The 12,772-nt window shown below is 42.4% G+C and carries 12 protein-coding genes; 4 read left to right on the forward strand and 8 right to left on the reverse strand.

Annotation, left to right across the window (positions count from 1 at the left end):
- Positions 1-6 precede the first annotated feature (6 nt).
- Positions 7-810: a T9SS type A sorting domain-containing protein gene (locus G9X62_RS06930; protein WP_223130007.1), complete on the reverse strand. Its 804-nt coding sequence runs from the start codon at positions 808-810 to the stop codon at positions 7-9.
- A 122-nt stretch (positions 811-932) separates the two neighbouring features.
- Between G9X62_RS06930 and G9X62_RS06935 the strand changes: the two genes are divergently transcribed.
- Positions 933-2,618: a sensor histidine kinase gene (locus tag G9X62_RS06935; RefSeq protein ID WP_223130008.1), complete on the forward strand. Its 1,686-nt coding sequence runs from the start codon at positions 933-935 to the stop codon at positions 2,616-2,618.
- Positions 2,602-3,303, forward strand: coding sequence for a response regulator transcription factor (locus tag G9X62_RS06940; RefSeq protein WP_130923772.1), 702 nt, complete (start codon positions 2,602-2,604; stop codon positions 3,301-3,303). The genes G9X62_RS06935 and G9X62_RS06940 overlap by 17 nt, the downstream gene beginning before the upstream one ends.
- On the opposite strand, the gene serS is transcribed toward G9X62_RS06940, so the two are convergent.
- The 4 genes from serS to G9X62_RS06960 form a co-directional block, all read right to left on the reverse strand.
- Entirely contained in the window at positions 3,300-4,571 is a 1,272-nt protein-coding gene (gene serS, locus G9X62_RS06945) for a serine--tRNA ligase (protein ID WP_223130009.1), read from the reverse strand. The two genes, G9X62_RS06940 and serS, sit on opposite strands and share 4 nt — an antisense overlap.
- Before the next feature lie 10 nt (positions 4,572-4,581).
- Positions 4,582-5,901: an aspartate kinase gene (locus G9X62_RS06950; RefSeq protein ID WP_223130010.1), complete on the reverse strand. Its 1,320-nt coding sequence runs from the start codon at positions 5,899-5,901 to the stop codon at positions 4,582-4,584.
- An 11-nt stretch (positions 5,902-5,912) separates the two neighbouring features.
- Entirely contained in the window at positions 5,913-6,389 is a 477-nt protein-coding gene (gene ribH / locus G9X62_RS06955) for a 6,7-dimethyl-8-ribityllumazine synthase (RefSeq protein WP_223130011.1), read from the reverse strand.
- A 71-nt stretch (positions 6,390-6,460) separates the two neighbouring features.
- Positions 6,461-7,138 carry a tetratricopeptide repeat protein gene (locus G9X62_RS06960; protein ID WP_223130012.1) on the reverse strand — a complete coding sequence of 226 codons (678 nt, stop codon included), beginning with the start codon at positions 7,136-7,138 and terminating at the stop codon, positions 6,461-6,463.
- A 132-nt stretch (positions 7,139-7,270) separates the two neighbouring features.
- Here G9X62_RS06960 and G9X62_RS06965 point away from each other — a divergent pair, with 132 nt between their 5' ends.
- Positions 7,271-8,797: a glycerol-3-phosphate dehydrogenase/oxidase gene (locus G9X62_RS06965; protein WP_223130013.1), complete on the forward strand. Its 1,527-nt coding sequence runs from the start codon at positions 7,271-7,273 to the stop codon at positions 8,795-8,797.
- A 2-nt stretch (positions 8,798-8,799) separates the two neighbouring features.
- Here the strand turns inward: G9X62_RS06965 and G9X62_RS06970 are convergent, their stop codons facing one another.
- On the reverse strand, positions 8,800-9,021 hold the full coding sequence (locus G9X62_RS06970) for a DUF2795 domain-containing protein (protein WP_130895915.1): 222 nt from the start codon (positions 9,019-9,021) through the stop codon (positions 8,800-8,802).
- Between the two features lie 153 nt (positions 9,022-9,174).
- On the opposite strand from G9X62_RS06970, the gene G9X62_RS06975 reads away from it, so the two are divergent.
- The gene (locus G9X62_RS06975) at positions 9,175-9,939 is read left to right on the forward strand and encodes a copper homeostasis protein CutC (protein WP_223130014.1); all 765 of its coding nucleotides are present in this window, start codon (positions 9,175-9,177) and stop codon (positions 9,937-9,939) included.
- Here the strand turns inward: G9X62_RS06975 and ftsZ are convergent.
- Both ftsZ and G9X62_RS06985 read right to left on the reverse strand, forming a co-directional pair.
- Positions 9,925-11,202, reverse strand: a complete 1,278-nt coding sequence (gene ftsZ / locus G9X62_RS06980) for a cell division protein FtsZ (RefSeq protein ID WP_223130015.1) — start codon at positions 11,200-11,202, stop codon at positions 9,925-9,927. The two genes, G9X62_RS06975 and ftsZ, sit on opposite strands and share 15 nt — an antisense overlap.
- A gap of 52 nt (positions 11,203-11,254) precedes the next feature.
- The gene (locus G9X62_RS06985; protein WP_223130016.1) at positions 11,255-12,733 is read right to left on the reverse strand and encodes a M20/M25/M40 family metallo-hydrolase; all 1,479 of its coding nucleotides are present in this window, start codon (positions 12,731-12,733) and stop codon (positions 11,255-11,257) included.
- Positions 12,734-12,772 lie beyond the last annotated feature (39 nt).

Raw genomic sequence — 12,772 nt, forward strand, 5'->3', positions numbered from 1 at the left:
AGCGGATTATTTTACTTCTACTCTTCTAACAGCCCCGTCATTTCCTTGCGTTACGCGCAAGAAATAGATGCCTGCAGTAGCTTTCTTTAAGTCAATTTGACCTAGATAATCGCCTTGGAAATCTTTCACTGTTTCAGTCGCGATCTCTTTTCCATTTACATCGGATACGGCAATCGTTACATTTCCTTTCGTAGGTGCTGTAAAACGGACGTTGATCTTACCATTAAACGGTTGATTTTGCTTGCCTGAAAGACCTTGAATGGTTTTAGAACCTTTTTCTTCAGCCCAATTTTGTAATTTTTTCAAGCCTTTCAATTTCATTCCTGGACCACCCATAGGGCCATCCAATTGAATATTGAATTCTTTTTCTAAGCCCTCAGGACCACCTTCTCCACGGAAGATCATAACGTTCGCATCACCTGCATGTGCACCTGGAGCTGAAGGAGCCATAGCCATTCCTGGTCCGCCACGGCGAATAATGACACGCTTGTCTGCACCCCCTTCAGCGCCACCTATAATTTTTTCTTCAATGATAGTTCCTGGCTGGTCTGACATACGGGAGTGTGATTTATTCACATCCACACGAATGATTTTTTTCTTACCACCTGAAGTGGTTACATTGATATCTAATGAGTCAGTCAATTTTTTTAATTCAGTATCTGCCTGATCTAAATCGCTGAATTTTTTCTCAATGATCCGTTCTTTGCCGTTTTCGTTGATGATAACTTTAACGGTTGCTTCTTTTTTTTCTTGTGCGAAAGCAGATGTAGAAAGGCATGCGGCTAACGCGGTTACAAATAGGTATTTCATAAATTTTGGTTTTTGATCCGGTGCAAACTTACGAAAAGCATCTATTTACTAAATGTTAAAGAGTGTTAATGTGATGAGCGGCTGCTATTTATACCTTACATTTGCAAAGAATTTATTACCCTATGTCAAAACGTAAAATACGCTTATTGATTGCTTTGATGTCTTTTGCCCTCTTAGGGTTAATTGGGTTTCAGGCCTATTGGTTGCGTTTTATGTTAGAGACGAAACGAGAGAATTTTGCCAAAGACGTACGCAACAGTCTCGAGCAAGTAGTCAGAAAACTGGAGAAGCAAGAGATTTTGGTTCTAGCGGAACGTCAAAAAAAATTTGAAAGTGTAGCCACTAAAAAGGCGAAACCCAAATCTATTCCTGCTTACATCCCAGATCCCATTATTCAAGAAGAACACCCCGTTTTAGCGCAACAGCGTCAAGATGTCATTTTCGTGCGCAAATCATTTATGCTACCAAACGGTCAACTGGCCGAGGTAACAGAAGAATATACGGTGGATGAGGACCCGGAAGAGTTGAAGCAGCGGATGCAGGTGGAGAAAGAGATGAACCGAATGCTTAAGCGGGAGCAACAAAAAGTCTTAAAAAAGATGCGCCGTCGTTCGAATCGCGTCATTCAAAACCTAGGAGATCGCCAGGCTCAGATACAAGCTAAATTAGTGCAGGAGAAATCGGAGCGTCAAGATTTGGAAAAAGTATTGCAGAAAACACAGTTAGCTAAAGAAGTATTCTCCGATTTCTTATTCAAAGAAAGACCCATTCTTCAGCGTATTCAACCGGGCTATCTGGATAGTTTGATTCGGAAAGAATTAACCGATAAGGGGGTTAACCTAGATTATTCTTTTGGCATTCAGAGTTCACCAAAGGCCTGGACATATACCTCCTCGCCTGAGATAAAGCAGCAAAATGCCGTATTTGAGGCGGCCTTATTTCCGAATGACATTCATCCCTCTAAAAATGTATTGAAAATTTATTTCCCAGACAGTGGCATATTTATTTGGCAAACGATGGGACTTAGTTTAGCAGGTTCCGGTCTGTTATTATTAGTAATGATTGGTTGTTTTTACTTCGCCGTTTTGACGATTCTTCGTCAAAAGAAATTAGCCTTAGTGAAGAATGACTTCATTAATAACATGACTCACGAGTTTAAAACGCCTATTACGTCAATCTCGTTAGCGACTCAGTTATTGCAGGAGGAATTGAAGCCAGGAAAGAATGAGTCGATGTTGCGGTATTTGGGAATCATCAAAGAGGAGAATACGCGTTTAGGTCAACAAGTGGAACGTGTATTGCAAACTGCCCAAATGGAGCGGGAGGAAATCACCCTAAAACGCAAGTCCGTAGATGTGACGGCCCTTATCCAACACGTAGCAGAGATTAACGGGCCCTTATTAGATTCTGTGAATGGGGTTTTGTCGCTTGATTTAGCTGATTTACCTCCCCACATTTCTCTCGATGAAGTACACATTTCTAATGTATTGAATAATTTAGTGGATAATGCTGTGAAATATAGCCCATCGAATCCGAAGGTTGAAATCCATGCGCATCAGCAAGATCAGGGCGTTTTAATTTCGGTGAAAGACCAAGGAATGGGAATGCCTAAAGAAGCTTTAAGCAATATTTTTGATGCCTTTTACCGCGTACCTACTGGAAACGTACATAATGTCAAAGGTTTCGGTTTAGGTCTTAGCTACGTGAAGAAAATCGTGGAGGCTCACGGTGGAAAAGTGAACGTAAAAAGTAAATTAGGAGAAGGAAGTACATTTGAAATTTATTTGCCCTATGTCAAAGACACCTGAAATTTTAGTCGCAGAGGATGATCCAAATTTGGGATTGTTGTTAACCGAATTCTTAAAGAAGAAAGGTTATGCCGTTTCATGGGCCCAGAATGGGGATGAAGCGCTTGATCTATTCGTGAAGGGAAACTTCGATTTATGTCTATTAGACGTGATGATGCCTAAGAAAGACGGTTTCTCTTTGGCTAAAGACATCCGGGCAAATCACCAGCAAGTGCCTATCATTTTCCTAACCGCGAAGTCGATGGAAGAAGACACCTTACAAGGCTTTAAAGTAGGAGCAGATGATTACTTGACCAAACCCTTCTCCATGGAGGTTTTGGTCGCTAGAATGGAAGCTATTCTACGTAGAAGCCATTCCGACAAGTCCGTGCCTAGTTTAGCAGACGAGATTGCTCTCGGAAATTACACCTATATTCCGGGTAAAATGCGTTTGAGTATCGGAGAAACGGAGTTGAAGTTTACACCTAAGGAGAACGAATTAATGAAGCTTTTGTGCGAGAATCTAGGTCGCCCGGTGAGCAGAAGTTATGCTTTGAAACTGATTTGGGGAGATGATACGTATTTCAACGCCAGAAGTATGGACGTTTATATGACCAAACTGCGCAAGATGCTAAAAGAAGACCCTCGCGTCCAGTTGTTGAATCTGCACGGCGAGGGTTTTCGATTGAGTGTAGAAGGGCTTTAGTTAATGTGTGTAAAGCCCGTATAAGGAACAAGAGCCTCAGGAATCTTGATTCCATCTGGGCCTTGGTTGTTTTCTAAGATAGACGCCACGATGCGAGGTAGGGCCAAAGCCGATCCATTCAACGTATGGCATAAGATCGATTTTCCATCGATTTTCGTTCTCAACTTCAAGCGATTCGCTTGGAAGGTTTCAAAGTTACTGACAGAACTTACCTCTAACCAGCGGTTTTGTGCGCCTGACCAAGCCTCCATGTCATAAGTTAAGGCCGAAGCAAATCCCATATCTCCACCGCATAAACGCAAGACGCGGTAGTGCAATCCTAGTTTTTGAAGTAATCCCTGAACGTGTAACGACATTTCTTCTAAAGCCGCATAGGAGTTTTCTGGCTTGTGGATTTGAACGATCTCAATCTTATCAAATTGATGCAAACGATTCAATCCGCGTACGTGTGCGCCCCATGATCCTGCTTCGCGACGGAAACAAGGCGTGTGGCCCACGTTTTTAATCGGTAATTCTTTCTCATTGACGATGACATCCCGGTATAAGTTCGTGATAGGCACCTCAGCCGTCGGAATTAAGAATAAGCCTTCCTCTTTCGTGACATACATTTGGCCTTCTTTATCCGGCAATTGTCCTGTCCCAAAACCCGAATCTTCATTAATTAAGATGGGAGGTTGAATCTCATAATAACCCGCTTTGATCGCTTCATCTAAGAAGAAATTAATCAATGCACGTTGCAATCGAGCCCCTTTTCCCTTGTAAACAGGGAAGCCAGCACCCGTAATTTTATTGCCTAAATCGAAATCGATAATGTCGTATTTCTTGATTAAATCCCAGTGAGGCTGTGCGTCTGCTGGGAGCTCTGGTAGAGAACCCCAGGTTAAAACCACCTCATTGTCATCCGCTGTTTTACCTTGCGGTACGGAACTGTGCGGAAGATTTGGCAATGTGACTAATAAATCGGTTAACTCTTTTTCTGCTGCTTTGGCAGCCTCTTCCATCTCCTTAATCGATGCTTTTAAGGCAGCAGTTTCAGCACGTTTGCCCTCGGCTAATTCTTTTTGACCGGATTGCATTAAAGCCCCGATTTCTTTCGCTGCCGCATTGGATTTCTCTAAAGCGGATTCAGCTTGTTGCAAAAGAGCTTTGCGTTGATCGTCTTGTGCAATCAATTTCGCGACGATTTCTGATGCATTCGCAAAATGCTTCTTCTGTAAACCAGCAATCGTGGTTTCTTGATTCGCGCGAATAAAGGGTAAAGTTAACATATCTCGGTTTTTAGAAAAGTCCTTCGTTTAATGCGTTTAATGCGTCATTCTTGTGGGAAGCGTCCACTAATAAAGAGATATTGTGCTCAGAAGCGCCATACGAAATCATTCGAATAGGAATCTTTTTGATTGCTTCAAGTACCTTAATGGCAATACCTTCTTTATCTGCCCAGAAGTTACCCACGATACAAATAATTACCTGGTTCATATCGGGATCTTCCAATTCTGCGAATTCACGTAATTCGCTCATTATAGCATCTAAATGCGTCGTTTGATCGATCGTCACACTCACAGAAACCTCTGAAGTGGTGATCATATCCACCGGCGTTTTATATTTTTCAAACACTTCAAATACGCGCTTTAAGAAGCCATAGGCATTTAACATACGCGTTGAGTGAATGTAAATGGCGGTGATATTATCCTTCGCGGCAATCGCTTTGATTTCCACATCAGTTGATTTTTCTGATATCAAAGTTCCAAAAGCGCTCGGCTCCATCGTATTTTTCAAACGAACTGGAACGCCTTTTAATTTAGCTGGCGTAATCGTGCTTGGGTGAAGGATTTTAGCGCCAAAATACGCTAATTCTGCCGCCTCAGCGAATGACAACTCGCGGATAGGGAAGGTGTTCTTCACTATGCGAGGGTCGTTATTGTGCATCCCATCGATGTCCGTCCAAATCTGTACTTCCTCCGCCTGAATCGCACCGCCTATCAAAGAAGCCGTATAATCCGAGCCACCACGCTTCAAGTTATCCACTTCCCCTGCTGGGTTACGGCAGATAAAACCTTGCGTCACGAAGATTTGCTTATCCTTCACCGGAGCTAACACGGTGGCTAATTTTTGTTCGATTACTTTCAGCACAGGCTCGTTGTCTTCATCGATCACCATGAAATCCAAGGCTGGCAATAAAGTGGAGCTGATGCCTTCTTCTTGCAAGAATGCTTCGAAAATTTGGGTAGAAAGTAATTCGCCTAAGGCCACCATTTCCTTTTCCTGCTTCACCGTATAAGGCGAAGTAGCGATTAGGCTATCAATAAATGCAAACTCCTTAGCTACAATTGCCTGGCCTTGACCAAGTCCCGCAGGAGTGCTGTATAATTCGGTTAAGAATTGATCGTAATGCGCGCGTAGTTCGCTTGCTTTCGCCTTTGCTTCTGACGGATTACCCGCGTTGAGCGATTCTGAAATCGATAGCAGGGTATTCGTACTGCCAGAAAGAGCAGAAAGTACCACGATTTTGGGTTGGCCATCTTCCGTAATTAGTTGACGGATAGACTTCATTCTCTCGGGTTTTCCTACGGAGGTACCTCCAAATTTCCAAACTTGCATATATTCTCGTATTATATTCCTAACATTTTGATGGCTGTAATGGCTGCCTCATCGCCTTTATTTCCGTGTTTACCGCCTGCGCGATCCATGGCTTGTTCTTGCGTATTGGGGGTTAAAACACCAAAAATCACCGGCTTGTCATATTTCAAACTCACATTCGTGATCCCATCCGCAACCGCCTGGCAAATGAAATCAAAGTGCCGCGTTTCTCCTTGAATCACACAGCCTAAACAAATGACTGCATCAATGTTCGTTTGCTGTGCCATCTTCTGAGCACCTAGGCTTAATTCGAAGCTACCGGGCACTTTGGCACTTATAATATTTTCTTCTTTTGCCCCATACTTCAATAACGTATCGTAGGCACCTGTATACAAGGCGTGTGTCACGTCCGTATTCCATTCAGATACGACGATGGCAAAAGTTTTGCCCGAAACATCCGGTAGATTATCCGTCGTGAAATCGCTTAAGTTTTTTAACGCTGAAGACATAAAAGGGGGTTAAAAAAACAAGGGATAAAAGCTCAAGCCCTTATCCCTCATCCTATAATCTGTTCTAAAAATTATTCAGAGATAGAGCTTTCTAAGATCGCTTTGTATTTCTTCGCAGGGATCGATTCAGCCGATTGACCGTATTTCTCTACGATGATGGAATACGTATCCACAGCTTCTTTCACTTGTTTATTTGATTCGTAAGCATTCGCTAATTTCAACAAATACGTAGGAGTGAAGAATTTGTTTGGCTTGTGCTCAGCTGCTTTCTTATAGTAATCGATCGCATCAGCGAATGATTTCTTTTCAGCATACGCATCCCCGATTAATGAGTAAGCACGAGCTTGAACTAATAAATCCGAGCTAGAGAAGTTTTTCAATTTCTCGATAGACTGATCGAATTTACCTTGCTTTAACAACGTAATACCTAAATACAGATCTGCTAAGTTTTGTGTATTTCCACCAAACTCATCTGATACTTTCGCTAAATCTTTCGAAGCAGCTGCTAAAGAATCCGATTCAAACGCATAAACCGCTTTGAATAATTTCTTTTCGCCTTCTGCATCTTGCGTAGTGGAATACCATTGGTATCCGAAATAAGCGGCCACCGCTAGGACGATAACGCCTAATACCGTTGCTACACTTGATTTATTTTTGTCTACTAGTTCAGTTACTTTAGAAACTTCTTGTTGAAGTGCTTCTGGACTTTCAATAATCTCAATTGATTCTACTTTTTCTTTCTTTGCCATAAGGTCTTAATTCGGTTGGCAGATTGTTATAGGTGCCAAAGGACTGCAAAATTATAAAATCTCTTTCATTTTTATCCATATATATTGAATCTTTTGCATTTTATTTTTCAATTTAGGGGTAAATAAACCTGTATGTCCTTTAATCGCCCCGACCAACTCCTTAAACTCAATGATCCATTTGATATTTGTATCATTGGAGGTGGCGCGACGGGTGCAGGGGTAGCTTTAGACGCAATCTTGCGCGGCTACAAAGTACTCTTGATTGAAAAAGGAGATTTTGCCAGCCAAACCTCCTCTAAATCGACTAAGCTAGTTCACGGCGGCGTGCGTTACCTAGAACAAGCGGTTCGGAATTTGGATTGGCATCAATTCAAAATGGTTTACAAAGCATTGCACGAGCGCAAGACTTTGCTTAAGAATGCCCCTCATTTAGCCCATCCACTTGGTTTGTTAACTCCTTGCTATACGCGTTGGGAACGTTGGTATTACCGGATTGGGATGTGGATGTATGATAAAATCTCCGGTAGCACGAACTTGAAATCAAGCCGTGGACTGAGCAAAAAAGAAATCCAGTTAGCGTTTCCTTCCATCGAACCCCATCATTTAAGAGGTGGCGTTTTGTATTATGACGGACAATTAAATGACGCCCGTTATGCCTTAGCAATTTTAAAAGAAGCGGAACGTTTAGGTGCCTGTATTTTGAATTACGCTCGTTTGGACTCGTTTGAATTAGGCCAAAAAAGTCTGAAAATTAAGAAAGTTGTATTCACCGACCTTCGCTCAGAAACCAAGTACACGATTCCGGTGAAGGCCGTGGTCAATGCGACCGGACCTTTCACAGATGCAGTGCGCGCGCTCGCAAATCCGCGTTTGAAGCCTCGAATGAAAGTGAGTCGAGGATCTCATATTGTGTTGCCTGCTGAGTTTTGGCAAGGTGATACCGCTCTATTAATTCCCAAAACGGACGATGGTCGGGTTATTTTTGTGATCCCTTGGCGTGGTTCAGTCCTGGTGGGAACGACAGATGACCCCGATACTTTATCCGAGAATCCCGTTATTCTAGAATCAGAAAAGGAATACCTGATTTCCTATTTTAATCGCTATTCAGCTAAAAAAGCAAGTATTGAGGATATTAGCGCCACGTTTGTAGGCCAAAGACCCCTCTTACAAGTCCAGCTCGATTCAGCGATGAATACAGACACAAAATCCTTAGTGCGCGATCACGAGGTAGAGGTGGACGGGCGTTCTAAATTAGTGAGTATTATGGGCGGCAAGTGGACAACCTACCGCGTGATGGCTTCTGATACGTTGGATGTGTTGGAAAAGGAAGTACTCCGCGTTGCTTTGAAACCATGTTTAACAAAAGATCATTCGCTTATCCCGCTCGCGTCAGTGGAGTTGCCTTTAGGTATTCCCGAAGATATAGCTGTGCATTTAGCAGAACTCTATGGACCGGCAGCTGGAGAAGTGTATGCCTATGGAGCTCAGCGGCTACTGCCTAATGAACCTTATCTTGCGGGGGAATTAGTGTATATGAAAGAACATGAAATGGCAGAGACTTGGGAAGATGTTTTGGCGCGCCGTTGGGGAATTTCGTTAAGAGATGAGTCTCTAGCAGCGAAACTACAGGCCACAAAAAAAGAGGCTTTCGCCTCTTAATTTTAATATTCGTCTTCGTTAAAGAAGAAGTCGTCTTTTGTCGGATAATCCGGCCAAATCTCTTCAATACTTTCAAATGGTTGACCATCGTCCTCTAATTCTTGTAGGTTTTCTACCACTTCTAAAGGTGAACCCGTGCGGATTGCGAAGTCAATTAATTCATCTTTTGACGCTGGCCATGGCGCGTCTTCTAAATAGGAGGCAAGTTCTAGTGTCCAATACATAATTTATAGCTAATTTTTATTTCTAAAATACACGGAGGTTTTCATTGATCTGAATCCCTTCCTAAGTGCAAAAGTAAAATAAAAATGTATTTATGAAAGATTTATTTTTTAAATTTTCATTAATTATCAAAACCTTGATTTAAACCCCCATTTATGCTTCCATCTACCCCCGTTTCAGTTGAAGTGTGTGCTTATTCCTTGTTTTCTTGTCTTGCGGCAGATCGTGCAGGCGCACAGCGGGTAGAACTTTGTGCCTCCCCTTGGGAGGGCGGGACGACACCCAGTGCGGGTCTCGTAGAACAGGCGTTACATCAAACTTCTTTGGGGATCCATACAATGGTTCGCCCACGCGGGGGGGATTTTGTTTACGACGAAACAGAAAAATTGACGATGCAAGCGGAGGCTCGTTCATTAATTGCGCAAGGGGTACACGGAATAGTAGTAGGTGCGTTGAAACCTAACGGAGATTTGGATGTGGAATTTATGCAAGAGTTTCGAAAAATAGCTGGCGATCGGGAGTTGACTTGCCACCGAGCGATCGATGTATCACGTGACCCGATTCAAGTGATGGAAGAATTAATCAGTATTGGATTTAATCGTATTTTAACTTCTGGCGGGAAAAACAAAGCGCTAGATGGCTTGGAGAATATAGCAGAACTGGTGAAAGCTGCTAAAGGGCGTATTCAAATTATGGCAGGTAGTGGGGTGAATCCAGTGAATTGTCTGGATTTTGTTCAAATCGGAGTGAATGCTGTTCACCTCAGTGCGCGAACCACGCGTAATTCGGAGATGGAATACAGGCGTCCAGGAATTTCAATGGGAGGAGTTGCGGAGATCTCGGAATTCGAGGTAGCCTACTCGAGCGAAGAAATCATTCGAGCGGCTATCTCTAAAATTCAAGACTTATTCAGCGAATAAATCTGTCGTTTGCCATGCCTTCTCGGGCATAGTCGTAATGTCGTATAAACCTACTTCTGTACGTTTGTAGGTAGGGATTTTGAATTCTGCGTCAGAAACATTTCCATTTTTGAATTTCTCGATCATCAAGGCAAAACGAGCCTCTTCTGAATCCGCGGCCGAAGCTGTTGCTGTTTCTAATTCACCGTCTAATTCAATGCTATCGCCAGGATTCAAGAATACAGGAGCAGTTTTCTTTATCACTTTACGCATTCCACCATCCATTCCGCTTGAATCTTGTTCGAAGCCTGCAGCGATAACTGTTAAGTACAAATCATCTCCTAAGTCTTCATCTGTAGAGAATCCGAACTTCACCATATCAGCTTGTGCATCGATTCGCTCATTGAGGTATTCGATGATGGCATCTTTTTCCCAAATCAATAAATCTTTCTCGCTACTGGTTGATACAGTTACTAAGATGCGTTTTGCACCTTTAATCTCTTGTGAGTTTAATAAAGGAGAGTTCAAAGCCTCGACGATAGCCGCCTTTGCTCTTTCTTCACCCTTACCTAAGGCAGAACTCATCATTGCCTGGCCTGCATTCGTTAAGACTTTCTTCACGTCCATAAAGTCCGTGTTGATATCACCCGGTTTGGCAATTACATCTACAACGGATTTTACCGCTTTCGCTAAAACGTCATCTGCTTTCGCAAAGGCATGCTTTACCGCTAAATCCTTGTAATGTTCTGATATTTTATCGTTCATGATCACCAAAACCGTATCGCAATACGCCTTTAGTTCTTCTATACCATCTCTAGCATATTGAATTTTCTCTTTTCCTTCCCAATTATACGGGAATGAAACAACCGCCACAGTTAACAAATCGCGATCTCTGGCGATTTCTGCAACGACTGGAGCAGCTCCCGTTCCAGTTCCTCCACCCATACCAGCGGTGATGAAAACCATCTTCGTTTCGTTCGAAAGAACTGCTTTAATTTTCTCTTGACTTTCTTGTGCAGCCTGCTTTCCTACTTCAGGATCTGTTCCTGCTCCTAAACCTTGTTCGCCTAACTTGATTTTTGTACTCACTGAATTAGAAGCCAACGCTTGAGAATCCGTATTACAAATAATCAAATCAGCCCCTTTAATCTTCAGGTTGTCCATATGCTTTACCGCATTGGATCCGCCACCCCCAATTCCGATCACTTTGATGATGGATTTGAAAGAAGTTTCAGGTACTACTTCGATTTGATGGTTAAAAAAGGAAGGATTTTGGCTACTCATAGGTCAATGTCAATTTTCTAAAACGTAAAAATAATAGAATTCTGCTAATTATTTAGTTCCCCCAACGCCATTCGTTGCCTAATTCTAATTCGTGGCGTAGGTTGTGTTTGATGAAGAATTCTTTCGTAGAATAAAAGTCTAATTTCTTAGCCGGAATTTGTTCTGCATTACCTAAAGCGTACAGCAACATGGTGGTATATTTCACCGTATTCTCCATTTCTTTTTTATTCACTAAGCTGAAGTCATCACAATTCGCATGGTAGCAATCTAACACGCTACGGGTTAATTTTCCCAAAGGATCTGCCGCCGGAATTCCTTCCATAAGGAACGTTTGGTTATCTGAATGCAATCCAGGGGAGTTCTCTAATAGATTACCAAATTCCCCATCAATTGCCTTGATTTGATCCCCAATTGATTTCAAAATAGGCATCATTTCATCACGTCCGCCGCCATTAAAACCGTTGACGTTATTCGTCATATCCAAATTGATCATATACACCACTTCGTCTAACTCACCCAGTTTTTTAGCGCGTTCTACATAGGCCTTAGATCCTAGTAATCCTTCTTCTTCGCCCATAAAAGCAACGAATTCAATTGTTCGCTTGCTACTTAATCCCAATGCTTTGAAAGTTCTAGCGACATCTAAAACTGAGAAAGAACCAATTCCATTATCAATTGCACCAGTCGCTAAATCCCAAGAATCTAAGTGTCCACCGATGATGATTTTCTCGTTTCTTAATTTCGAGCTCGTACCTTTCAGCGTGGCTACTACGTTGCGAGCCTTAATTGGCTTACTCACATTGTGCATTTCAATTAAACTCAAAAGACCCGGTTGATCTTTTATCCAACTTCTGATTTCAGTTCCATTTTCCAATGAAATACAAACCGCCGGAATCGAAATTAAATTTCCAGTAACCGAAGCCGTACCTGTTAATAACACTTGCCCTTTCACCGTGTTAACAAAAATGACTCCAATGGCCCCATGTTGAATCGCCAAAGCCGTCTTTTCTGAGCGGTGTAAGTTTTTTGTTCCTGCAGTAGCGTCTAAAAGTCCGATGTTAGCTAATACCACTTTGCCTTTCACGTCTTTACCCGCGTAATCTGCATCGAGTCCATTACCTAAGTCAACAATCGTACCTTGGATGTTTGCGTCCACGGGAGTCATGGCTAAAGATACTACCGGCACTTCTCTAAAATCATCTGATTTAGGAGGGGCGATAGATAGAGTAACGGTATCACGCGCCCAGGCCTCTACTTGAAATCCTTGAAACTTCGTATCCTTAAATCCGTATTCTTTCAGTAATCGAAAGGCATACTCCTCTGCCTTTTTCCCCTTTTCGCTACCGGTTAATCTATGACCAATCGTCTTGCACGCATCTCCCAAAGTACTGTATGCCTTGGAGTGCAACTCTACTTCCGATTTAATTTTTTTGAAAACATCTTTCCATTCTTCATCACCTTCAATGGGAGCAAATGAACTGGTGAAAAGGGTTACAGATAGGGCTAAAATTCCAAGGGTCAATTTTCTCATGCGTGATTTTGAATTATCACACTAAATGTAGGCTTTTTC

The sequence above is a fragment of the Aquirufa lenticrescens genome (genome assembly GCF_019916085.1).
Classification (GTDB): Bacteria; Bacteroidota; Bacteroidia; order Cytophagales; family Spirosomataceae; genus Aquirufa; species Aquirufa lenticrescens.

What these genes read in the sequence shown, in the direction of transcription:
- G9X62_RS06930 (WP_223130007.1), bottom strand. Translation starts at nt 810, where the DNA reads ATGAAATACCTATTTGTAACCGCGTTAGCCGCATGCCTTTCTACATCT.
- G9X62_RS06935 (WP_223130008.1), top strand. Translation starts at nt 933, where the DNA reads ATGTCAAAACGTAAAATACGCTTATTGATTGCTTTGATGTCTTTTGCC.
- G9X62_RS06940 (WP_130923772.1), top strand. Translation starts at nt 2,602, where the DNA reads ATGTCAAAGACACCTGAAATTTTAGTCGCAGAGGATGATCCAAATTTG.
- serS (WP_223130009.1), bottom strand. Translation starts at nt 4,571, where the DNA reads ATGTTAACTTTACCCTTTATTCGCGCGAATCAAGAAACCACGATTGCT.
- G9X62_RS06950 (WP_223130010.1), bottom strand. Translation starts at nt 5,901, where the DNA reads ATGCAAGTTTGGAAATTTGGAGGTACCTCCGTAGGAAAACCCGAGAGA.
- ribH (WP_223130011.1), bottom strand. Translation starts at nt 6,389, where the DNA reads ATGTCTTCAGCGTTAAAAAACTTAAGCGATTTCACGACGGATAATCTA.
- G9X62_RS06960 (WP_223130012.1), bottom strand. Translation starts at nt 7,138, where the DNA reads ATGGCAAAGAAAGAAAAAGTAGAATCAATTGAGATTATTGAAAGTCCA.
- G9X62_RS06965 (WP_223130013.1), top strand. Translation starts at nt 7,271, where the DNA reads ATGTCCTTTAATCGCCCCGACCAACTCCTTAAACTCAATGATCCATTT.
- G9X62_RS06970 (WP_130895915.1), bottom strand. Translation starts at nt 9,021, where the DNA reads ATGTATTGGACACTAGAACTTGCCTCCTATTTAGAAGACGCGCCATGG.
- G9X62_RS06975 (WP_223130014.1), top strand. Translation starts at nt 9,175, where the DNA reads ATGCTTCCATCTACCCCCGTTTCAGTTGAAGTGTGTGCTTATTCCTTG.
- ftsZ (WP_223130015.1), bottom strand. Translation starts at nt 11,202, where the DNA reads ATGAGTAGCCAAAATCCTTCCTTTTTTAACCATCAAATCGAAGTAGTA.
- G9X62_RS06985 (WP_223130016.1), bottom strand. Translation starts at nt 12,733, where the DNA reads ATGAGAAAATTGACCCTTGGAATTTTAGCCCTATCTGTAACCCTTTTC.